21 protein-coding genes are annotated in these 20,893 nt (G+C 72.6%); 12 read left to right on the forward strand and 9 right to left on the reverse strand.

What is annotated here, in order from left to right:
* Window positions 1–23 precede the first annotated feature (23 nt).
* From ACIA3K_RS15740 to cofC, 3 genes are read right to left on the reverse strand one after another with little or no spacing between them, the layout of a single operon-like run.
* Window positions 24–2,369, reverse strand: coding sequence for an RNA degradosome polyphosphate kinase (locus ACIA3K_RS15740; RefSeq protein WP_396801686.1), 2,346 nt, complete (start codon window positions 2,367–2,369; stop codon window positions 24–26).
* A 54-nt stretch (window positions 2,370–2,423) separates the two neighbouring features.
* Window positions 2,424–2,621, reverse strand: a complete 198-nt coding sequence (locus tag ACIA3K_RS15745) for a cold-shock protein (RefSeq protein ID WP_007456426.1) — start codon at window positions 2,619–2,621, stop codon at window positions 2,424–2,426.
* 52 nt (window positions 2,622–2,673) lie between these two features.
* Entirely contained in the window at window positions 2,674–3,321 is a 648-nt protein-coding gene (cofC, locus tag ACIA3K_RS15750) for a 2-phospho-L-lactate guanylyltransferase (protein WP_396801688.1), read from the reverse strand.
* A 127-nt stretch (window positions 3,322–3,448) separates the two neighbouring features.
* Here cofC and ACIA3K_RS15755 point away from each other — a divergent pair, with 127 nt between their 5' ends.
* From ACIA3K_RS15755 to ACIA3K_RS15775, 5 genes are all read left to right on the forward strand, one after another.
* A complete protein-coding gene (locus ACIA3K_RS15755; RefSeq protein WP_396801689.1) occupies window positions 3,449–4,183 on the forward strand; it encodes a lysophospholipid acyltransferase family protein in 735 nt (244 codons plus the stop codon).
* The gene (locus tag ACIA3K_RS15760; RefSeq protein ID WP_357131168.1) at window positions 4,180–5,187 is read left to right on the forward strand and encodes an NAD(P)H-dependent glycerol-3-phosphate dehydrogenase; all 1,008 of its coding nucleotides are present in this window, start codon (window positions 4,180–4,182) and stop codon (window positions 5,185–5,187) included. The genes ACIA3K_RS15755 and ACIA3K_RS15760 overlap by 4 nt, the downstream gene beginning before the upstream one ends.
* A 7-nt stretch (window positions 5,188–5,194) precedes the next feature.
* A complete protein-coding gene (locus tag ACIA3K_RS15765; RefSeq protein WP_396801691.1) occupies window positions 5,195–6,313 on the forward strand; it encodes a cystathionine gamma-lyase in 1,119 nt (372 codons plus the stop codon).
* The gene (locus tag ACIA3K_RS15770) at window positions 6,314–7,099 is read left to right on the forward strand and encodes a putative protein N(5)-glutamine methyltransferase (protein WP_396801692.1); all 786 of its coding nucleotides are present in this window, start codon (window positions 6,314–6,316) and stop codon (window positions 7,097–7,099) included.
* Window positions 7,100–7,288: 189 nt separating this feature from the next.
* Entirely contained in the window at window positions 7,289–8,338 is a 1,050-nt protein-coding gene (locus ACIA3K_RS15775; RefSeq protein ID WP_355051534.1) for an ROK family protein, read from the forward strand.
* A 73-nt stretch (window positions 8,339–8,411) separates the two neighbouring features.
* Here ACIA3K_RS15775 and ACIA3K_RS15780 read toward each other — a convergent pair whose 3' ends face one another.
* Both ACIA3K_RS15780 and ACIA3K_RS15785 read right to left on the reverse strand, forming a co-directional pair.
* Window positions 8,412–8,612 (reverse strand): DUF397 domain-containing protein, encoded by a 201-nt coding sequence (locus ACIA3K_RS15780; protein ID WP_396801694.1) that lies wholly within the window; start codon window positions 8,610–8,612, stop codon window positions 8,412–8,414.
* 7 nt (window positions 8,613–8,619) lie between these two features.
* Entirely contained in the window at window positions 8,620–9,465 is an 846-nt protein-coding gene (locus ACIA3K_RS15785; RefSeq protein WP_357131152.1) for a helix-turn-helix transcriptional regulator, read from the reverse strand.
* Window positions 9,466–9,739: 274 nt separating this feature from the next.
* On the opposite strand from ACIA3K_RS15785, the gene ACIA3K_RS15790 reads away from it, so the two are divergent.
* Together ACIA3K_RS15790 and ACIA3K_RS15795 are read left to right on the forward strand one after the other, a co-directional pair.
* Window positions 9,740–9,958 carry a hypothetical protein gene (locus ACIA3K_RS15790; protein WP_088946586.1) on the forward strand — a complete coding sequence of 73 codons (219 nt, stop codon included), beginning with the start codon at window positions 9,740–9,742 and terminating at the stop codon, window positions 9,956–9,958.
* Between the two features lie 172 nt (window positions 9,959–10,130).
* Entirely contained in the window at window positions 10,131–11,231 is a 1,101-nt protein-coding gene (locus ACIA3K_RS15795; RefSeq protein WP_396801696.1) for a D-alanine--D-alanine ligase family protein, read from the forward strand.
* Window positions 11,232–11,283: 52 nt separating this feature from the next.
* Here ACIA3K_RS15795 and ACIA3K_RS15800 read toward each other — a convergent pair whose 3' ends face one another.
* Both ACIA3K_RS15800 and ACIA3K_RS15805 read right to left on the reverse strand, forming a co-directional pair.
* The gene (locus ACIA3K_RS15800; protein WP_396801697.1) at window positions 11,284–11,964 is read right to left on the reverse strand and encodes a DUF3515 family protein; all 681 of its coding nucleotides are present in this window, start codon (window positions 11,962–11,964) and stop codon (window positions 11,284–11,286) included.
* A gap of 9 nt (window positions 11,965–11,973) precedes the next feature.
* Window positions 11,974–12,207, reverse strand: a complete 234-nt coding sequence (locus ACIA3K_RS15805) for an Lrp/AsnC ligand binding domain-containing protein (RefSeq protein WP_007456453.1) — start codon at window positions 12,205–12,207, stop codon at window positions 11,974–11,976.
* A 153-nt stretch (window positions 12,208–12,360) separates the two neighbouring features.
* Between ACIA3K_RS15805 and ACIA3K_RS15810 the strand changes: the two genes are divergently transcribed.
* Window positions 12,361–13,293, forward strand: a complete 933-nt coding sequence (locus tag ACIA3K_RS15810) for a thiamine-phosphate kinase (RefSeq protein WP_355051696.1) — start codon at window positions 12,361–12,363, stop codon at window positions 13,291–13,293.
* Window positions 13,294–13,322: 29 nt separating this feature from the next.
* Window positions 13,323–13,784, forward strand: a complete 462-nt coding sequence (locus ACIA3K_RS15815; protein ID WP_396801698.1) for a GNAT family N-acetyltransferase — start codon at window positions 13,323–13,325, stop codon at window positions 13,782–13,784.
* A 93-nt stretch (window positions 13,785–13,877) separates the two neighbouring features.
* On the opposite strand, the gene rpmB is transcribed toward ACIA3K_RS15815, so the two are convergent.
* Complete coding sequence (gene rpmB / locus ACIA3K_RS15820) at window positions 13,878–14,069, reverse strand: 50S ribosomal protein L28 (RefSeq protein ID WP_091671657.1); 192 nt, start codon at window positions 14,067–14,069, stop codon at window positions 13,878–13,880.
* Window positions 14,070–14,372: 303 nt separating this feature from the next.
* Here rpmB and ACIA3K_RS15825 point away from each other — a divergent pair, with 303 nt between their 5' ends.
* The 3 genes from ACIA3K_RS15825 to ACIA3K_RS15835 all read left to right on the forward strand — a co-directional run bounded on the left by ACIA3K_RS15825 (window position 14,373) and on the right by ACIA3K_RS15835 (window position 18,537).
* Window positions 14,373–15,986: a DAK2 domain-containing protein gene (locus ACIA3K_RS15825; protein WP_396801699.1), complete on the forward strand. Its 1,614-nt coding sequence runs from the start codon at window positions 14,373–14,375 to the stop codon at window positions 15,984–15,986.
* The gene (recG, locus tag ACIA3K_RS15830) at window positions 15,983–18,181 is read left to right on the forward strand and encodes an ATP-dependent DNA helicase RecG (protein WP_396801700.1); all 2,199 of its coding nucleotides are present in this window, start codon (window positions 15,983–15,985) and stop codon (window positions 18,179–18,181) included. The genes ACIA3K_RS15825 and recG overlap by 4 nt, the downstream gene beginning before the upstream one ends.
* Before the next feature lie 62 nt (window positions 18,182–18,243).
* Entirely contained in the window at window positions 18,244–18,537 is a 294-nt protein-coding gene (locus ACIA3K_RS15835) for a hypothetical protein (protein ID WP_396801702.1), read from the forward strand.
* Between the two features lie 788 nt (window positions 18,538–19,325).
* Here the strand turns inward: ACIA3K_RS15835 and ACIA3K_RS15840 are convergent.
* Window positions 19,326–20,855: a cell wall anchor protein gene (locus ACIA3K_RS15840; RefSeq protein WP_396801703.1), complete on the reverse strand. Its 1,530-nt coding sequence runs from the start codon at window positions 20,853–20,855 to the stop codon at window positions 19,326–19,328.
* Window positions 20,856–20,893: the final 38 nt, after the last annotated feature.

The raw sequence follows: 20,893 nt of genomic DNA on the forward strand, positions 1-20,893 counted from the left end.
AGCTCAGCCTAGGCGGTGATCGCTCAGCCGGCCGTGCCACCGACGCGGCGCAGCAACAGTTCCTGCAGATGCACGCGGGCCGTCTCGTCGCCGCCGGTACGCCGGGTCCAGGTGCCGTCGCCGGCCAGCTCGAACGCGTCGACGTCCGGGCTCATGGCGGCGGTCAGCACGTGGTCCAACTCGGCTCGGGCGATCGGGTCGCTCACCTGCACCAGCGCCTCCACCCGCCGGTCCAGGTTGCGGTGCATCAGGTCCGCCGAGCCCATCCAGAACTCGGCCTCGCCGTTGTTGCCGAAGCGGAAGATGCGGGAGTGCTCCAGGAACCGGCCCAGGATCGAGCGGACCCGGATGTTCTCCGACAGCCCCGGCACTCCCGGACGCAGCGTGCACATACCCCGGATGAGCAGGTCGACGTGGACGCCGGCCTGGGAGGCCCGGTACAGCGCGTCGGTCACGCCCTCGTCGACCAGGGAGTTGACCTTGAACTGGACCAGGCCGGGCATGCCGAGGCGGACGTGCGCGATCTCCCGCTCGATCCGTTCGATAAGTCCGCTGCGGATGCCCTGGGGGGCGACCAGCAGCCGCCGGTACGCGGTCTGCCGGCTGTAGCCGGTCAGCACGTTGAACAGGTCGGTGAGGTCGGCCCCGATCTCCGGGTCGGCGGTGAGCATGCCGAAGTCCTCGTACAGCCGCGCGGTCTTCGGGTGGTAGTTGCCGGTGCCGATGTGGCAGTACCGGCGGATCTGGTTGCCCTCCTGCCGGACCACCAACGCGGTCTTGCAGTGCGTCTTGAGCCCGACGAGGCCGTACACCACGTGACAGCCGGCGCGTTCCAGGGTCCGGGCCCAGCCGATGTTGGCCACCTCGTCGAAGCGGGCCTTCACCTCGACCAGCACCACCACCTGCTTGCCGGCGGCGGCCGCGTCCACGAGCGCGTCCACGATCGGCGAGTCACCGCTGGTCCGGTAGAGCGTCTGTTTGATGGCGAGCACGTTCGGGTCGGCGGCGGCCTGCTCGATGAAGCGCTGCACGCTCGTCGCGAACGAGTGGTAGGGGTGGTGCACCAGGATGTCCCCGTCGCGCAGGGTGGAGAAGACGCTGCGCGGCACCTCGCCCTCGGTGAGCCGGGGGTGCGTGGCCGGTACGAACGGCGGGTCCTTCAGGTCCGGGCGATCGGCCTCGCCGTACACCTGCCAGAGCGCGGACAGGTCCAGCAGGCCGGGCACCCGCAGCACGTCCTGGTCGTCCATGTCCAACTCGCGGACGAGCAGTTCCAGCATGTGGTCGGAGATGGACGCGGCGACCTCCAGCCGCACCGGCGGACCGAAGCGGCGGCGGGCCAGCTCCCGTTCCAGCGCCTGGAGCAGGTCCTCGTCGCGGTCCTCGTCGACCTCCACCTCGGCGTTGCGGGTCACCCGGAACAGGTGGCACTCGACCACCTGCATGCCGCTGAAGAGCTGACCCAGGTGCACCGAGATCAGGTCCTCGACCGGCAGCATCCGTACGCCCGGCTGGTCCCGGTCGACGCGTACGAACCGCGGGACGTTGTTGGGCACCTTCACCCGCGCGAACAGCTCGGAGCCGCCGTCCGGGTCGCGGACGGCCACCGCCAGGTTCAGCGACCGTCCCGAGATGTACGGGAACGGGTGCGCCGGGTCCACCGCGAGCGGGGTGAGCACCGGGAAGATGTGTTCCCGGAAGTAGGTGCGCAGCCGCTCCCGTTCGCCGTCGCCGAGGTCACCCCAGCGCAGGATGCGGATGCCCTCGTCGGCCAGCTTGGGCAGCACGTCGTCGACGAAGCAGGCGGCGTGCCGGGCGCCCAGCTCGGCGGTCCGTTCGGCGATCAGTTCGAGCTGCGTGCGCAGCGGGAGGCGGTCGCCGCCGCGTACCGGCAGGCCGGCGGAGAGCCGCCGCTTCAGACCGGCGATCCGCACCATGTAGAACTCGTCCAGGTTGCTGGCGAAGATCGCCAGGAACTTGGCCCGCTCCAGCAGGGGAGTGCTCTGGTCCTCGGCGAGGGCGAGCACCCGCGCGTTGAAGTCGAGCCAGGACAGCTCCCGGTTGAGGAAGCGGTCCTCCGGCAGCGGGGAAGGGGTCGGGGCCTCCTCGTCGTCCCCGGCGGAGGGCGGGGCCGGCTGGACCCCACCGGCCGCCGGGCCGTCCGTCTCGGTGGCGCTCACGGCGGGATCGAGGACCTCGTCCAGCCCGGAGGAGGCCCCACCCGGGTCGTCGGCGAGCGTGTCGGCGCGGGCGGCGCCGGCCCGTTCGGCCCGGGACGGGCGGAAACGGCCGTCGGTGCCGCGGATGCGGGCGCCGTTGCGGGGGTCGGTGGCGGGCGGGGTGACCGGGTGCTCGCGAGGGGTGCTCACCCGCTCATAATCACCCGATTCGAGTTAACGCAAAATGAACTTGGCCCTGCCAGCTCAGTTCATCGTCGGCAATGTCACCCGGACGACCTCACCGTCGGGATCGGTGTCGATGCGCACCCGCTGGCCGAGCCGGAGCAACCGCAGGCCGGAGGCGTCGAACGCCCGCGCGGGAAAGCGCAGCTCGGTGCCGTCGTCGAGCAGCAGGACACCGCTGCGCGTCGCCGCGTCGTAGCTGGCCACCGTGCCCTGCATGCTGGCACCGTACACCGGCGGGGTCACCTCTCGCGCCGCGCGGCCGGCGCCCTCAGCTCGTGGCGCGCGCCGGGCGGACCGTGGCGAGCAGCGCGGCCGTGCGCGGTCCCAGACCCAGGCGGGCGGCGTCGGCCAGGTCCCCGGCGGTGTCCACGTCGCGTCGCAGGCTGGGCCAGTCGCCGGTCAGCGGCAGCGCCCCGCTCGCCTCGTGCGCCGCCGCCGAGTCGATGCCGAACCGCGGGTCGAGGTCGACGCCCGGCGGGGCGGCGAGCAGCACGGTCCCCGTGCCGGGCGCGTCCGCCACGAACCGGCGTACCCCCTCGGGGTCGCGCTGCGCCGCGAGCAGCGCGGCGGCCAGTTCGTCCGGGCGCAGCGCCGGTAGGTCGGCGGTGAGCCCGACCACCCACCGCGCCGGGGTTTGTGCCGCGCCGTGCCGGAACGCGGCGTTCAGGCCAGCGTCCGGCAGATCGGCGAGCGTCCGCGCCCCGACGGCCCGCGCCGCCCGCGCCACCCGGTGGTCGTCGGTCACCACCAGGGCCTCGGCGACCGCCGGGCAGGCCAGCACCGCGCGGAGGGTGTCGGCCGCCAGCGCCAGCGCCAGCTCCTCATGGGGTACGCCGGGCAGCGCGCCCCGCAGCCGGCTCTTGGCGACGGTCAGACGCTTCACCGGCACCACCACGGCCCACCTCGGCTGACTCACGTCCGCAATCCTGCCAGCCGGACGACGGGACCCTCGCTGGCCGTACCGGGGGCGAGCAGGCATGATTTCCGCTGCGGGTGTCGCGGGTCGGGCGCGCGCGGTGGGGTCGGCGCGACGAGGAGGCACAGTGGCACGGCGGAGGCTGGGGTTCTGGCAACGGTTCGCCGTGGGGTTGGTCAAGCCGGTGATGACCGTCTGGACCCGGCGGACCTGGCGCGGCCAGGAACACCTCGCCGGTGACGCCGGTGTGATCATCGTGCCGAACCACATCTCGCACGCCGACCCGCTGGTCTCCGCGCACTTCGTCTACGACTCCGGCCGGTGGCCGCAGTTCCTGGGCAAGGCCAGCGTGTTCCGGGTGCCGGTGGTCGGCTGGATCCTGCACCGCTGCCGGCAGATCCCGGTCGAGCGGGGCAGCGTCGAGGCGGTCCGCTCGCTCGACGCGCTGGTCGCCGCGCTCGACGAGGGCGGTGCGGTCGTGATCTACCCGGAGGGCACCACGACCCGGCAGCCGGAGCTGTGGCCGATGAAGGCGAAGACCGGCGCGGCCCGCCTGGCGTTGGCCACCGGCGCGCCCGTGGTGCCGGTGGTGATGTGGGGGCCGGAGCGGATCTTCGACCCGCGCACCAGCCGGCTCAACCCACGCCCCCGGATCCCGGTGACCGTGGTCGCCGGCGCCCCGGTCGACCTCAGCCGCTGGGCGGACGCGTCGCCGACCCGGGAAACCCTCGAAGAGATGACGGACGCCATCATGCTGCGGCTGCGGGACATGCTCGCCGAGATCCGTGGCGGGACCCCGCCACCCCTGTGGGAACGGCCGGCCCGACCGTCCGTCGAGCGGCCGGAGGGCGAAGCGGCATGAGCGGCCACGTCGCGGTGCTCGGCGCCGGCTCCTGGGGCACCGCCTTCGCCAAGATCCTGGCCGACGCGGGCCGGGACGTGACGGTGTGGGCCCGCCGGGCCCCCGTTGCCGAGAGCATCCGTACCGAGCGTCGCAACCCCGAGTACCTGCCGGACCTGCTGCTGCCGGCCCGGGTCACCGCCACCACCGACGCCGCCGAGGCGATCACCGGCGCCGAGGTGGTGGTGCTCTCCGTGCCGTCGCAGACCCTGCGCGGCAACCTCGCCGAGTGGGCCCGGCACCTGCACCCGGACTCGACGCTCGTGTCGCTGATGAAGGGCATCGAGCTCGGCACCACCAGGCGGATGAGCGAGGTCATCGTGGAGACCGCCGGGGTGGCCGCGGACCGGGTGGTGGTGGTCTCCGGCCCGAACCTGGCCCCGGAGATCGCCGCCGAGCAGCCGGCCGCCACGGTGGTGGCCGGCACGAACGCCGACCGGGCCACGCTCGTCCAGTCGTCGATCCGGACGCCGTACCTGCGCCCGTACACCAACGACGACGTGATCGGCTGCGAGCTGGGCGGCGCGGTCAAGAACGTGATCGCGCTGTCCTACGGCATCGCCACGGCGATGGGCTTCGGCGACAACACCCGGGCCATGCTGATGACCCGGGGGCTGGCCGAGACGGCCCGCCTGGGCGTGGCCCTCGGCGCGGACCCGATCACCTTCGCCGGCCTGGCGGGCATGGGCGACCTCGTCGCCTCCTGCTCGTCCCCGCTGGCCCGGAACCGTACCTTCGGCGAGCACCTGGGCCGGGGCGAGACGCTGGAACAGGCCCAGGCCGCCACGCGACAGACCGCCGAGGGCGTCAAGAGCTGCCTCGCGATCCGCGACCTGGCCCGGGCGCACGGCGTCGAGATGCCGATCACCGAGCACGTCGAACGGATCTGCCACGAGGGGATGGACCCGCGTCTCGCCGTCCAGGCGCTGATGAGCCGCACCGCCAAGCCCGAGTCGTACGAGTGAGGACCTGATGAGCGAGTGGGGAGACGGCACCCGCTGCGTACGCGCCGGCCTGCCGGAGCCGGCACCGGGTGACCCGTTCCTGCCGGGGCCGGTGTTCGCCGCGCCGTACCACCTCGATCCGCGGCAGGGGCCGGACGCGTCGCCGAACGGCTACGGCCGCCCCGACAACCCCACCCGGCGGCTGCTGGAGGCCGCGGTGGGCGAGTTGGAGGGCGGGGAGTGCCGCGTCTTCGCGAGCGGTCAGGCCGCCATCACGGCGGCGCTGTTCACCCTGCTGCGCCCGGGGGACACCGTGGTGCTGCCCTCCGACGGGTACTTCCCGGTGCGGGCGTTCGCCACCGCCGTGCTGGAGACGATCGGCGTACGGGTGCTCTTCGTGCCGACCGTCGGCCCGTACCCGTCGTTCGAGGGCGTCCGGCTGGTGCTGGTGGAGACCCCGGCCAACCCGGGCCTGGACGTGGTCGACGTGGCCGCCCTGGCGGAGCGGGCGCACGCCGCCGGCGCCCTGCTCGCGGTCGACAACACCACGGCCACCCCGCTCGGGCAGCGTCCACTGGACCTCGGCGCCGACCTGGTGGTGGCCTCCGGCACGAAGGCGCTCACCGGCCACTCCGACCTGCTGCTCGGCTACCTGGCCAGCCGGTCCGCCGAGGTGGTGGAGGCGGCGACGCTCTGGCGTACCAGCACCGGTTCGGTGCCGGGCGCGTTCGACGCCTGGCTGGCCCACCGGTCGCTGGCGACCCTCGACCTGCGGCTGGCCCGGCAGAGCGCGAACGCCGCCGCCGTCGCCGACCTGCTGGCAGCCCGTCCGGACGTGACCGGGCTGCGCTGGCCGGGGCTGCCGGACGACCCCGCGTACGCGGTGGCCTCGACGCAGATGCGCCGGATGCCCGGGGTGCTGTCGTTCGACCTGGGCGACGCCGATCGGGTCGCCCGCTTCGTCGAGGCCGCCCGGCTGGTGGCGGCCGCCACCTCCTTCGGCGGTCTGCACACCACGGCAGACCGGCGGGCCCAGTGGGGCGACGACACCGCCCCCGGTTTCGTCCGGCTCTCCTGCGGCGCCGAGGACACGGCCGACCTGGTGGCCGACATCGCCGTCGCGCTGGACGCCAGCGCGGGGGCCTGAGTGCAGTCACCGCCGATCGACCGGTCGGCCCTGGTGGGCCGGCTGCGCACCGCCGGCTGCGTGTACGCCGAGGACGAGGCCGAGCTGCTGCTCGCCGCCACCGACGATCCGGTGGCGCTGGCCGAGCTGACCGACCGCCGGGTGGCCGGTGAGCCGCTGGAGTACGTGCTCGGCTGGGCGGAGTTCTGCGGTCTGCGGATCGCCGTCGACCCGGGCGTCTTCGTGCCGCGCGGTCGGACGGCCCTGCTGGTCGAGGTGGCGGTCGAGCTGACCGGCCCCGCCCCGGCCGTGGTCGACCTCTGCTGCGGCTCCGGGGCTGCCGCCGTCGCGCTGGCGCACCGGCTCGCGCCGCGCTGGCTGGCCGCCGCCGACATCGACCCGGTGGCGGTGGCGTGCGCCCGGCGCAACCTCGCCGGGCTGGCCGCCGAGGTGTACGAGGGTGACCTGTTCGCCCCGCTGCCCCAGCGCTGGCGGGGGCGACTCGATCTGGTGGTCGCCAACGCGCCGTACGTGCCGACCGACGCGGTGGCCCTGATGCCGCCGGAAGCACGGCTGCACGAGGCGCCGGTGGCGCTCGACGGCGGGCCGGACGGGCTGGCCGTGCTGCGCCGGGTGGGCGTCGAGGCGGCGACCTGGCTGGCCCCGGGCGGTCACCTGGTGGTCGAGGCCGGCGAGCCGCAGGTGAACGCGCTGTGCGCGGCCCTCCACACGGCCGGCCTGATCCCCGCCGTCCACCACGACGAAGACCGCGAAGCAACAGCGATAACAGCCCGCCGCCCCCGCTGACCCCTCTCGCCCCCCTGGATCCCCGCGATCTTGCACTTTCGGTGGTGGAGATGTGCTTTCACGTGCCTTTTGTCGGCACAGAAACTGCAAGATCGCGGGGATCCAGGGGCGGGAGGGGTAGTGGCGTGGCGGGGGAGCGGGGTTGGCACTAGCCTCGGCTCACACTAATGAGGGCGGGAGGCGGTTGCGGTGGGCAGCGCAGGGGTGCCGGTGGTCGTCGGCCTGGACAACGGTGGCACCAGCAACAACGCCACCGTGCTGACGGTGGACGGCCGCTTCCTGGTCGACGGCCTGCTGGAGATCCCCAGCGAGGTGCAGGCCGGCCCGGAGGCGGCGATCGAGGCGCTGGCGCGGGCGCTGGACGGGGCGCTGGCGCAGACCGGCGTCCCGCGCGAGCTGGTCCGGGCCGTCGGGCTCGACACCCCCGGCCCCGCGAGCGCCACCGGCGTGATCTCGTCGCGCGGTTCGACCAACTTCTCGCAGCCGGCCTGGCGTGGCTTCGACGTCCGAGGCGCGTTGGAGCGTCGACTGGGCCTGCCGGTGGTCTACCACAACGACGGCAACGCGGCGGCGCTCTACGCCCACCACGTGTACTTCGGTGACGAGGCGATGACCCGGTCGTCGGTCTCGGCGATCGTCGGCACGGGCCTCGGCGGCGGGGTGGTCGAGAGCGGCAGGGTGATCGCCGGCGCCGCCGGCATGGCCGGCGAGCTGGGTCACGTGCACATCCCGCTGGGCGGCCTGCTCGGCCCGGAGCAGTCGGAGCCGACCTGCGCCTGCGGCTTCACCGGCGATGTCGAGAGCATCGCGTCGCTCACCGGCATCGAGCGCAACCTGCTGCCGTACTGGCTGGCCCGGTATCCCGACCACCCCCTCGCGGCCGAGCCGGTGGCCCGGGCGGCGAAGCTCGTGCGGGGCTACGGCGAGCGGGGTGACGCGTTGGCCCGCGACCTCTTCACCCAGCAGGCGATGGCGCTGGGCCGCCTGTTCACCCTGGCGGCCAACTTCACCGACCCGCACGCGTACTTCGTCGGTGGCGGTGTGGTGGAGGCCGCGCCGGCATTCCGGGACTGGTTCCTGGCGACGGTCCGCGAGCACACCGTGCTCCGCGCGGAGCAGGCCGCCGTCGCCACCTTCGCGCTCGTGCCGGACCGCGACATGGCCGGCGCCCGTGGCGTGGCGATCGCCGCCCTGGAGGCCGTACGCGCCGCGCCGGAGCCCCGTCCGCTGGTCGCCTGACCCCCCACCTGGCCGCGCCCCGCGTCCCGGGCTTGTTGTGCCCGGTCGGCGGGGCGCGGGTCCTACTGAGTGGTCAGCGGCGCGGTGGGGCTTGGGCGAAGGTGGCCCAGGCGGTCGGGGGGAACAGCAGGGCCGGGCCGGCCGGGTCCTTGGAGTCGCGGACGGCCACCAGTCGGGGGATCGCGGCCACCTCCACGCAGGCTCCCTCGTCGCCGCTACGGCTGCTCTTGCGCCACGCCGCCGTGGCCAACGCCGCTGAGATCGTCGGTGTCATCGGTCTCCTACCGTCCCTTCAGGACTGACAGGAGCATCGCCCGGCTGTCCGCCGGACTGAGCGCCACGCTGCGCAGATGCTCCATGATCTTGGTGCAGGTACGCGTCTCGCCCGCCCGGTCGAGGATCATCTGACCGGCGACGGTCTCCACCGACGCGATGATCGGGTCCTCCGGATCGGCGAACTCCAGGATGTGCAGCGAGCCACGGGTGCCCCGGTGGTAGCCGGCGGAGAGGGGAATCACCTGGACGGTGATGTTCGGCAGCTCGGCCATCTTGACGAGGTGCCGCAGTTGGCCCTCCATCACCGACTCGTCGCCGACGGGGCGCAGCAGCGCGCCCTCGTCGATGATCGCGTCGAGGATGGGTGGGGTGTCGGCGGTCAGCCGCTGCTGGCGGTCGAGCCGGATCTTGACCCGCTGCTCCACCAGCTCGTCGCCCAGGGTGTGCGGGCCGCCGCGCATCACGCCGCGGATGTAGTCGGCGGTCTGTAACAGGCCGGGCACCACCGACGGCTCGAAGTTGGAGATCGCGGTGGCCTCCGCCTCCAGGGCGATGAAGTCGATGGTGCGCGGGTCGAGCAGGTACGAGTACGACACCCACCAGCCCGGTTTGCGCGCGTCCTTGGCGAGTTGCACCGCGGCGGCCACCTCCTCGGACGTCACCCCGTACGAGGTGAGCAGGGCGCGCACGGTGGCCGGGCTGATCAGCGTCTGGGCGTTCTCGTAGCGCGAGAGGGTGCTTCGAGTGCTGTTGATCTCGTCTGCGGCGGACTCCAGCGTCAACCCGGCGGCTTCCCGGAACTGGCGTAGGGCGATGCCGAGTCGGCGGGCACGGGCGGTCTTGGGGGCCATGCATCGATGGTCGCACACATTTATGGGAACGGGTACATGAGAGATGGCCGATGAGAGTTGCATTCATGGCTGTAGACGTGTCAATCTGTTATCGCGTCCTCACCGCCGGTTGTCGTGGCGACGGTGGTGGTGAGCGACCGGAGGGGATAGGGCGCGCGGCGATCGGGTTTCTCCCCCGTACCCGATCGCCGCGTGCCGCCCGTGCCCGCCCGCCGGAAGGGGACGACGTGCGTACCGGTCCGAAGTCTCCGCCCCCGCGCCGCGGGGTTCGGAGATGACCCGCTTCCTGGTCGTGCTCACCGACGTGCGTCCCGTCGAGGGCATCGACCGCAACGAGCGGGTCGCCCCCGAGCGTCGCCGCCAGGTCGTGGGCGCGAGCAGCAGGGAGGCCGCCGACCGGATCGCCGGCGCCTTCATGGCCCTGGGCATGGTCCGGGCCGGCCGGCAACGGGTCAAGGTGATCGCGGTTGGTCGCCGGCACTCCCGGGACTGATTCGACCCCACCATTCCGTCACACACCGTATATGCTCTGTTGACCGAATGCCGTGTCGCATCGTGGCTCGCCGGGTATCGCCGCGCCTGATCGCCACGCACAGTAAGGTCAACCGGGTGAGCGCCACCGGCGAGCACGACCAGCCGCAGTCGCGTACGAAGAGGTGACCGGAGTGACCACCCCAGGCAAGACCCGCGTGGCGATCGTCTTCGGCGGCCGCAGCCCGGAACACGGCATCTCCTGCGTCAGCGCCGGCAGCGTGTTCGGCGCCCTCGACCCCGACGAGTACGAGGTGGTGCCGGTCGGCATCACCCGCGCCGGCCAGTGGGTGCTGACCAGCGGCGATCCCGCCCAGCTCGCCATCGACGCCCGCCAGCTCCCGGAGATCACCGCAGAGTCCGGCGCGGACATCGTGCTGCGCGCCGACCCCACCGGCAACGGGCTGATGGTGCTCGACCCGACCGAAGGCCCCCGGGCGTTGGCCGACGTGGACGTGGTCTTCCCCGTGCTGCACGGCACGTACGGCGAGGACGGCACCATCCAGGGCATGCTCGAGATGGCCGGCATCCCCTACGTGGGGGCGAACGTCTTCGCCTCCGCCGCCGCGATGGACAAGGAGTTCACCAAGAAGCTCTGCGCCATCGAGGGCATCCCGGTCGGCGCGTACGCGGTGCTGCGCAACGGGATGACGCTGAGCGAGCAGGACAAGAAGCGGCTCGGCCTGCCGGTCTTCGTCAAGCCGTCCCGCGCCGGCTCCTCGTTCGGCATCACCCGGGTGACCGACTGGGCGCAGCTCGACGAGGCGGTCGCCACCGCCCGGCAGTTCGACCCCAAGGTCATCATCGAGGCCGCGATCGTCGGCCGCGAGATCGAGTGCGGTGTGCTGGAGGGCGAGGCCGGCGGCACCCCCGAGGCTTCCGTGCTGGCCGAGGTGCGTGTCGTCGCCGACCACGACTTCTACGACTTCGAGGCCAAGTACCTCGACGACTCCTGCGAGTACGACATCCCGGCCGGCCTGCCCGACAAGGTGACCCGCCAGGTGCAGGAGTACGCCATCCGCGCGTTCACCGCGCTGGACTGCGCCGGCCTGGCCCGGGCCGACTTCTTCGTCACCCCGGACCTGGACATCTACCTCAACGAGGTCAACACGATGCCCGGGTTCACCCCGACGTCGATGTTCCCCCGGATGTGGGCGGCCTCCGGCCTGGAGTACCCCAAGCTGGTCAGCCGGCTGATCCGTACCGCCCAGCGGCGCGGCGTCGGCCTGCACTGAGCCGAGGACGTCCTCGACGCGTGGCCCGTCGTACGGGCCACGCGTCGGCGCGTCAGCCCTGGCAGCCGGCGGGGACGGTGCCGCCCGAGGGCACCGACGCCACGATGGCGCTGGAGATCGGGGCGGCCCACTGCAACGGCTGCGTGTAGGAGCGCGGGATCCGGAGCGTCACCGGCGCCTCCCGGTCGACGGTGGTGAGGACCGTCATGTCGGTCTCCTCGACGGGGTGCCAGCAGACCCGGTTGACCACCCAGACCTCGTCGGTGGCCGGAATGGTCGGCTCGGCGCCTCCGCAGGCCACGGTGAGCGCGGGGTCGCCGTACGCGGCGTTCTGCTCGGGGCCCGCCGTGACCGGACGCTGGGTCAGGTCGCGGATGGTCTGGGGGAGCTGGGAGAGCAGCGCCCGGCAGACCGTGGCCGGGCGCTCGGCCAGCGCCGGCGCGGCCATCTCGACCGGCGCGCTGGACTGTGCCCGGGTGGTGCTCGCGGACGGGCTCGGCGCGGCGGCCGGCGTCTCCGGGGCGAGTTTGGCGAAGGCCAGCACGGCCACCAGCAGCGTGACCGGTAGTGCGATCACCGTGGCGAGCAGGGCTGCTCCCCGGACGGTCCGGTCCCGGCCGGCCGGCGCGTCGGCGGCCGGATCGGCGTCCGCGCGGGTACCTTCAGCCGGCTCGGGCGAGGTGTCCGCCGGCTCCCGCTCGCCGTCGTCCCGAACCGCCGAGGGGGTCGTCATCTCGTCCACTTACAGCCGCACCACCGAACACGTGAGGGTGCGGGTGATGCCGGGCACCATCTGCACCTTGCTGACGATGAGTTTGCCGAGCTCGTCGACGGTGTTCGCCTCGGTGAGGACGACCACGTCGTACGGCCCGGTGACGGCGTCGACGCGTACCACGCCGGCGATGTCCGCGATGAGACCCGCCACGTCCCGTGCGCGGCCGACCTCGGTCTGGATGAGGATGTACGCCTGTACCACGACTCGACCTCCGTCCGTCGCCGCCCGAAGGCGGCCCGAAGGGTGAAACTACCTTACGGACCAGGTCCGATCCCTATCGGTGGTCAAGGAGCAGCGGTGAGCGAGCGCGGCGGTGCCGGGCAGAACGGGTCGAACGCCGGCAGTGCCGCCAGCGTGGCCGGGATCGGCGAGTTCGGGCTGATCGGGCGGGTCACCGCCCGCCTGTCGATGGGCCCGACGACGGTGCTCGGGCCGGGTGACGACGCGGCGGTGGTGGCCGCGCCGGACGGCCGGGTGGTCGCCTGCACGGACGTGCTCGTCGACGGGCGGCACTTCCGGCGGGACTGGGGGTCGGCGCGCGACGTCGGTCACCGGGCCGCCGCCGCCAACCTGGCCGACGTCGCGGCGATGGGCGCCGTCCCGACCGCTCTGCTGGTCGCCCTCTGCATGCCCGCCGACCTCCAGGCGAGCTGGGCGGAGGACCTGGCCGACGGGTTGGCCGCGGAGGCCGCCACGGTCGGCGCGAGCGTGGTGGGCGGGGACATGTCGTCGAGCCCCACCCTGACCATCGCGGTCACCGCGTTGGGCGACCTCGGTGGCCGGGCGCCCGTGGTGCGCTCCGGCGCCCGTCCCGGCGACGTGCTGGCCCTGGCGGGTCGCATCGGGTACGCGGCGGCCGGGCTGACCGTGCTCAGCCGCGGCTTCCGCACTCCCCGGTTGCTGGTCGAGGCGTACCGGAGGCCGAACGTCCCCTACCCGGCCGGCCCGCAGGCCGCCCAGCTCGGCGCGACCTCGATGATCGACGTCTCGGACGGGCTCCTCGCCGACCTGGGGCACGTGGCGCGGGCCAGCGGTGTGGCGATCGACGTGCGCCGCGACGCCTTCGAGGTGCCCCGGCAGATGGCGGATGCCGCGCAGGCGCTCGGCGTCGACGCGTACACCTGGATCCTGGCGGGTGGCGAGGACCACGCGCTGGCCGCGACCTTCCCTCCGACGGTGGCGTTGCCGCCGCAGTGGCGACCCATCGGCACGGTGACGGACGGTGTCGGGGTGACGGTCGACGGCGGCGCCTACGACGGGCCCCGGGGCTGGGACCACTTCCGGTGAGGCCATTCGGCGGCCGTACGCTGGATACCGTGAGTGAGATCGAGATTCGACTGGTGCGGTTCGACGCGCCGGTGGCGCAGCAGTTGATCAAGGCCGCGTTGGCCGACCTGGCCGCCCGGTACGGGGGCACCGGCGACGACACCCCGGTCGCGGCGAGCGAGTTCGAGCCGCCGGACGGCGCGTTCCTCGTCGCCTACCTGGCCGGTGAGCCGGTCGGCTGCGGCGGCTGGCGCAGCCACGGCACGGACACCGCCGAGCTGAAGCGGATGTACACCGCCCCGACCGCGCGTGGCCGCGGCGTGGCGCGCACGGTCCTCGCGGCCGTCGAACGCTCGGCCCGGGAGCACGGCCGCAAGCGGATGGTCCTGGAGTGTGGGGACAAGCAGCCCGAGGCGATCGCCATGTACGCGTCCGCCGGCTATGACCGGATTCCCAACTTCGGGTTCTACAAGGACGCGGAGGGCTGCGTCTCCTTCGGCCGCACGCTCTGAGCGACCGGCGTCAAGCCGGGTGCGGACACGACAGAGCCGGCGGGCCGCAGGGCCCGCCGGCTGAGCCGAACGAGAAGAGTTGGTGCTGCCGCGTCAGGCGCGGGTGACCTTGCCGGCCTTGATGCACGAGGTGCAGACCTGCAGCTTCTTGGTGTTGCCACCACCGGCCGGGGTGCGCACCGACTGGATGTTCGGGTTCCAGCGGCGGTTGGTCTTCTTCTTGGACCAGGGCACGTTGTGGCCGAAGCCCGGTCCCTTGCCACAGACGTCGCACACGCTAGCCACGGGATACTCCTGGGATTGAAACGTTCATGAGGTCGCCGGCAGGTGCTGCCCGGGCAACCGCGTCAGCCTACCCGATGCCCCGCCGAGGTGACCAACCGCCCTGACCCGCGGAGCAGCCGCCCCACCGCTCAGTGGCTGGTGGCCGGCCCGCCGGGTGACGGGGGTGGTTCCGGCGGCAACTGTACCTGGCGGGCGGATCCCGCTCGTGCGGGCCGGGAGGGTGGGGGCCCGTCGGGCGTCGGCGCAACCGGACACGCCGGACGAGTCCGACGTGTGTCGGCGCGCGCCAGTAGGCTTCTGCCCGTGCTGGACACCCTCGACGCCGCCACGGTCCGCCGCTGGTGCGCGAGCGGGCTGGTCGCGCTCAAGCGTCACCAGGGCGAGATCGACCAGCTCAACGTCTACCCGGTGCCCGACGGCGACACCGGCACCAACCTGGTGCTCACCCTCACCTCGGCGCAGCAGGCCCTGTCGATGGACCTGGACACCCTCCCCGACAGCGGCCCGACCGCCCACGGGCACGCGCTGCGGTTGATGGCGCAGGGCGCGCTGCTGGGCGCGCGGGGCAACTCGGGGGTCATCCTCTCGCAGATCCTGCGCGGGTTCGCCGACGCGGTCGTCGGCGTGCCGGCGGTGCGCGGGCGGGCCCTGGCCGGCGCGCTGCGGGCGGCGACCACCGCCGCATACACCGCGGTCGGCCGTCCCGTCGAAGGCACCCTGCTCACCGTTGTCGCCGCCGCGGCCACGGGGGCCGAGCGGGCGGGCAGCGACGACCTGGCGGTGGTGGCCCGGGACGCGGCGCGGTCGGCGGCCGAGGCCCTGGCCCGGACGCCCGAGCAACTGCCGGCCCTGGCCCGCGCGGGCGTCGTCGACGCCGGCGGGCGCGGGCTCTGTGTCCTGCTCGACGCCCTCGTCGAGGTCCTCACCGGGGAGAGCGCCACCCCACCCGCGCCGCCGCCGCGCACCGCCCGTCCGGCGGCCACCGTCGCGCGCGAGACCGGTTCCGAGGAGTACGCCTACGAGGTGCAGTACCTGCTCGACGCGCGCGCCGACGCGGTGGCCGCGCTGCGCCGCACCCTGGACGCGCTGGGCGACTCGCTGGTCGTCGTCGGTGACGGACGCGAACCGGACGGCACCTGGACCGTGCACGTGCACGTCAACGACGTGGGTGCGGCGGTCGAGGCGGGCATCGCCGCCGGCCGCCCGTACCGGATCTCGGTGACCCGCTTCGCCGATCAGCCGGAGCCGTCCGGCGGTCCGCCCGAGGACGGCCGGGCCGCCGTGGTGGTGGCCACCGGCGCCGGGATCGCCGAGCTGTTCGCCGCCGAGGGCGCGACGGTGGTGCGCGGCAACCCGTCCATCGGTGACCTGCTGGCCGCGGTGCGCGGCACCGGGGCGACCCGGGTGGTCGTCCTGCCGAACGATCCCAACACGGAGGCGGTCGCCAGCGCGGCGGCCCGCGAGGCGCACCGGCACGGCGTCAAGGTGAGCGTGGTGCCGACCCGTTCACCGGTGCAGGCCCTCGCGGCCCTCGCGGTCCGCGACGGCACCCGCCGGTTCGAGGACGACGTGATCGCGATGGCCGAGGCGGCCGGCGCCTGCCGCTACGCCGAGGTCTGCCACGCCAGCCGCGAGGCGCTCACGGTCGCCGGCCCCTGCCGTCCCGGTGACGTGCTGGCGCTGGTCGAGGGCGAGGTGCACCTGATCGGCACAGATCTCACCGACACCTGCGCCGCCGTCGTCGACCGGATGCTCGGCGGTGGCGGAGAGCTGGTCACCCTGCTCGCCGGGGTGGACGCCCCCGCCGGGCTCACCGATGCCGTCCGCGCGCACGTCGCGCGACGCTGGCCGTTCGTCGAGGTGCAGGCGTACCCGGGCGGTCAGCCGTTCTATCCGCTCCTGGTGGGGGTCGAATGAGTGAGCTGGCCACGGTGGACACGCCGCTGAAGAAGCTGGTCGGCGACAAGACGGCGAAGGCGCTGGCCTCCCAGCTCGACCTGCACACGGCGGGCGACCTGATCTACCACTTCCCGCGCCGCTACGACGAGCGGGGCGAGCACACCGACATCCGGTCGCTGGACGTCGGAGAGCAGGTCACCGTGCTGGCCCAGGTGCAACGCACCGCCGTACGGCCGATGCGTCAACGTCGGGGCAACCTGCTCGAGGTGACCGTCGGCGACGGCTCCGGCGGCGTTCTGACGCTGACGTTCTTCGGCAACCAGGCGTGGCGCGAACGGGAGCTGCGGCCCGGCCGGTGGGGGCTGTTCGCCGGCAAGGTCACCGAGTTCCGGGGCAAACGGCAGCTCAACGGCCCGGAGTACGTCCTGCTCGGCGAGGGCGGCGAGGGCGAGGCGGCGGTCAACGACGAGATCGAGGAGTTCGCGGGCGCGCTGATCCCCGTCTACCCGGCCGCCGCTGCCGTACCGACCTGGGTCATCGCCCGCTGTGTACGGGTCGTCCTGGACACGTTCACCCCGCCGGACGATCCGCTGCCGGCCGCCGTCCGGGCCAGCCGCAACCTCGTCGACCTCGGCGCGGCGCTGCGGGAGATCCACCGACCGTCCACGAAGGAGGCCCTGCACCGGGCGCGACGGCGGCTCAAGTGGGACGAGGCGTTCGCCGTCCAGTTGACGCTGGTGCAGCGCAAGCACCGGGCCGCCGACTGGCCGGCCCGGCCCCGGCCGCCGCGCGCCGGCGGGCTGCTGGAGGCGTTCGACGCCCGTCTGCCGTACGAGCTGACCGCCGGCCAGTGCGAGGTGGGCGCGGAGATCGCCGAGGACCTGGCCGCCGCGCATCCGATGCACCGCCTGTTGCAGGGCGAGGTGGGCTCGGGCAAGACGGTGGTGGCCCTGCGGGCCATGCTCCAGGTGGTGGACGCGGGCGGGCAGGCCGCGCTGCTGGCCCCCACCGAGGTCCTGGCCGCGCAGCACTACCGGGGCATGCTCGACCTGCTCGGGCCGCTGGGCCGGGCCGGTGAGCTGGACTCCGCCGACCACGCCACCCGGGTCGAGCTGGTCACCGGCTCGCTGGGCGCGGCGGCCCGCCGCCGGGCGCTCGGCGAGGTGGCCAGCGGCGCCGCCGGCATCGTGCTGGGCACGCATGCCCTGCTCTACGAGGGTGTCGACTTCGCCGACCTGGGTCTCGTGGTGGTCGACGAGCAGCACCGCTTCGGCGTGGAGCAGCGGGACGCGCTGCGCGCCAAGGCCGACCAGCCGCCGCACACGCTGGTGATGACGGCGACGCCGATCCCGCGAACGGTGGCGATGACCGTCTACGGCGACCTGGAGGTGTCCACCCTCTCCCAGCTGCCCCGGGGCCGGTCGCCGATCGCCTCGCACGTGGTCCCGGCCGCCGAGAAGCCGGCGTTCCTGGACCGGGCGTGGCGTCGGCTGCGCGAGGAGGTGGCCGCCGGCCACCAGGCGTACGTGGTGTGCCCGCGAATCGGAGACGGCCCGACGTCGGACGAGGAGCCGCCCCCGGAGGACGACAACGGCCGGCGGCCTCCGCTGGCGGTGACCGAGGTGGCGCCACTGCTGGCCGAGGGTCCGCTGCACGGGTTGCGAATCGGGGTGCTGCACGGCCGCCTGCCCGCCGACGAAAAGGACGCGGTGATGCGCTCCTTCGCCGCCGGTGACCTGGACGTGCTGGTGGCGACCACGGTGATCGAGGTCGGTGTGGACGTACCCAACGCCACCGTGATGATCGTGCTGGACGCCGACCGCTTCGGCGTCTCGCAACTGCACCAGCTCCGGGGGCGGGTCGGCCGAGGGGCCGCCGCCGGGCTCTGCCTACTGGTGAGCGAGGCCGCCGAGGGCTCGTCGGCGCGGGAACGCCTGGACGCGGTGGCCTCCACCAGCGACGGTTTCAAGCTCGCCGAACTGGATCTGGAGCAGCGCCGCGAAGGCGACGTGCTCGGGGCCACCCAGTCCGGGCACCGCTCGCACCTGCGGCTGCTGTCCCTGCGACGCGACGCCGACCTGATCCGCGACGCCCGCGCCGAGGCCATCACCCTGATCGGGGACGACCCGGAGCTGACCGGCAATCCGGCGTTGGCCGCGTCGGTGGCGGCGCTCGTCGACGAGGACCGCGCGGAGTACCTGGAGAAGGGCTGACCTGCGCGTCTCGAAACGTAGGTTGTCGAGTCGATATTATGTTCGCCGGGGTGGGGTGAAGTATGTCGGAGATTCCGCTGAAGAGATTCGGCCGGATCCTTGCGGGCGAGAGTGAGGGTTACCTCCTGCACGTCCACTTCGACGCGGACGTCACCGGTGGTTTTTACGTGTATCTCGTGGATGACCTTGAGAACCCCTCCGATGGCGGCGATTTCTGGGCGAGAGATGAGGACGAGCTCGCCACGTTGTTCCGAACTTCCGAATGGAAGATCGAGTGGCTGGAGGGTGTATGCGTCGTCTGCGCGCGAGCCGTGGGACATAAAGTGGAGGGTGACTCGTGGCTCCTCGACGACTGAGATACTTCGGCTTCTACGAAGACCTTGGATATGTCATCGGTGAAGGTGTGAAGCTCAGGGACGTCGGACGCTCCACGAGCGGCGACAAGTCGCTTGTCGTGGCGTACCTTCGCGCTGGGCTGCCACTAGTGGTCGTGCCCGGCGGCATGCGTGATCCGCTGACGCCGTCCGGCCCGATGGTCCCGGGCGGGGAGAGCGTCTTGACCGACGGCATTTGGGTCTGGCCGCGGATCGCGGCGGATCTGGTGGACGTACACGACGTTGCGCTGCCAGACGACTTCCATGCTCATATCAGAGCTTTGAACTTCGTCATGCCTGGGCTGAGTGAGGACGAGCTTCGCGGCACCTTCGAGGTTGCCCAACCGGCGCTTGCGATCCAACCGGTTCCCGGAGCGGATCGAGATTGCTTGCGGATACTCGACGTACGGGACGTCCGTGATGATTCTGTGGTTTGTACCGTACGAGCCGAGGGCGGTGTCGTGCGTGCGGGGCAAAGGCTGGGTAACCCTGCGAATGCGGCGGTCTTGACGGTCGGAATGATAACTGGCCCCGCTGGTCGACTGACTCATCTTCTCGACGGCCAGACCGCCAGAGTTGGTCTGGTTGGCCCCGGCGGCGACCGCTTGGTGGCGGGTGTGATGTTGATCAGATCAGAGGATGACCCGCAGGGCCCTGCCTAGGCATCTCCAGCTTGCAGCGCACCGAACCGCTCAGGTGCTGCCACGGAAGCGACCGAGGGCGCGTCGACCGGGTGGTCGACGCGCCCTCGGGCTTCAGCTCAGGTCAGGTCAGGCGGTGAAGGTCACCCGACGCCGACGGGCGATGACGAAGAGCACCGCGCCCGCGATCAGCAGGGCGATCGCGCCGGCGGCGATGCCGCCCGCCGCCGCACCGGTGACCGGGAGGCCCGGCTCGTCGTCGTCCTTGCCACCGCCACCGCCACCGCCGCAGTTGCCCTCGGGGGTGTAGATGGCCTCAAGCTCCAGGTCCATGTCCGGCAGGGCGACGATCGCCGTCTTGTCCTTGCCGGCCTTGAAGGTCACCGTCTCCGACGCGCCGGCCGCGACCGTACGGGTCTCGGTCTTGTCGCCGTAGGTGAAGGTGGTCTTCACCGGCAGGCCACCCTCGGGGTTGGTGACGGTGAGGGCGAACTCCTTGCAGTCGGCCTTGGTGGTGACGGCCGGCAGCGGGCAGTCCTCGGGGCGCGCCCACGAGTAGGTGCCGTTCTCGATGACCTTGCCGTCGACCAGGACCTCGATCTTGCCGGCGTCGGCGGCGGGCACCACGATGCTGGTGTCGGCCTTGCCGGGGGCCACGGAGACCTTCTTGGTGAAGCCGTTCTCGCCCTTGACCTCGAACTCGACGGCGTACTTGCTGATCTTGCCGTCGTTGCTCAGCGACACGGCGACCGAACCGTCGCAGTTGGACGCGAAGGTCGAGGCCGGGGTGACGCAGCTCTTGCTGCCGCCGTTGTACCAGCCCTGCGGGCCCTTGGACCGGTTGCCCGGTGCGCCCGGCGAGCCGAGCTTCTTGTTGTCGTAGCGCTTGCCGCCGTCGACGATCTCGTCGATGACCTGGTCCTTGTCGCCCCAGATGAGGTCGACCTGGGTGTGGCAGTCCGGGATCTCGACGTTCAGCTTGATCTCGGTCTGGGTGGCGCTGACGAAGTCGCTGTCCGGCGTGCCGTAAACGTACTGCGGGGTGGCGAACTGCGGCCGCGGCGCGAAGTACGACACCAGCGTGAAGTACTGCTTGCCGTCGCCGCAGATCGGCAGGTCACCGTCGAGCTTGACGGTGGCGGTGCCCTTCGGACCGTCGAAGGTGTGGCTGAACTTGGCCTTGTCGAGTTCGACGCACTTCGGGGCCGGCGCGCAGGACTTGTCCGCAGCGAGGTTGATCTCGCCGTTGGCGGTGTGGTTCTTGGTCTCCTGCCCCTCCTTGATCCACTCCGCGTACACCTGGAGGTGGGCCGTGGTGGTGTTGCCGGGCACCCGCTGGGTGGCCAGCTTGTAGGAGCCCATTGGGACGATCAGCCCCTGCAGCGGCTGCGCCTCCTTCACCCCCACGACCAGCGAGGTCACCGGGGTGCCGGGGTCGGTGGTCACCTTCTGGATGGTCGCGTCCTTGTTGGCTTCGCTGTTCAACACCTTCCACGTGATCACGCGCTCGCCGGTCTGCCGGTCGCAGTCGGCGGTGGCGCTGATCTCGGTGTGGTGTGCGCTGGCTGGGGCGGCCACCGCGACGACCCCGGTGAGGCCGACGATGGCGGCTCCCAGGATGGCCAGCGGTCGCCGGAGCGACAGCTTGGGACGGATCACGGGTACTCCTGGAGTGCTGAAGCGTCAGGGGTGTGGCA

It is taken from the genome of Micromonospora sp. NPDC051543 (assembly GCF_044454415.1).
Taxonomy (GTDB): domain Bacteria; phylum Actinomycetota; class Actinomycetes; order Mycobacteriales; family Micromonosporaceae; genus Micromonospora.

Bases quoted from the DNA above. Each gene is read 5' to 3' on its own strand.
- ACIA3K_RS15745 (WP_007456426.1), bottom strand. From the start codon at position 2,621: ATGCAGGGCACGGTGGCCAGCTACGACGCGGCGACGCGCAGCGGTGTC.
- ACIA3K_RS15760 (WP_357131168.1), top strand. From the start codon at position 4,180: ATGAGCGGCCACGTCGCGGTGCTCGGCGCCGGCTCCTGGGGCACCGCC.
- ACIA3K_RS15765 (WP_396801691.1), top strand. From the start codon at position 5,195: ATGAGCGAGTGGGGAGACGGCACCCGCTGCGTACGCGCCGGCCTGCCG.
- ACIA3K_RS15780 (WP_396801694.1), bottom strand. From the start codon at position 8,612: ATGACACCGACGATCTCAGCGGCGTTGGCCACGGCGGCGTGGCGCAAG.
- ACIA3K_RS15785 (WP_357131152.1), bottom strand. From the start codon at position 9,465: ATGGCCCCCAAGACCGCCCGTGCCCGCCGACTCGGCATCGCCCTACGC.
- ACIA3K_RS15790 (WP_088946586.1), top strand. From the start codon at position 9,740: ATGACCCGCTTCCTGGTCGTGCTCACCGACGTGCGTCCCGTCGAGGGC.
- ACIA3K_RS15800 (WP_396801697.1), bottom strand. From the start codon at position 11,964: ATGACGACCCCCTCGGCGGTTCGGGACGACGGCGAGCGGGAGCCGGCG.
- recG (WP_396801700.1), top strand. From the start codon at position 15,983: ATGAGTGAGCTGGCCACGGTGGACACGCCGCTGAAGAAGCTGGTCGGC.
- ACIA3K_RS15835 (WP_396801702.1), top strand. From the start codon at position 18,244: ATGTCGGAGATTCCGCTGAAGAGATTCGGCCGGATCCTTGCGGGCGAG.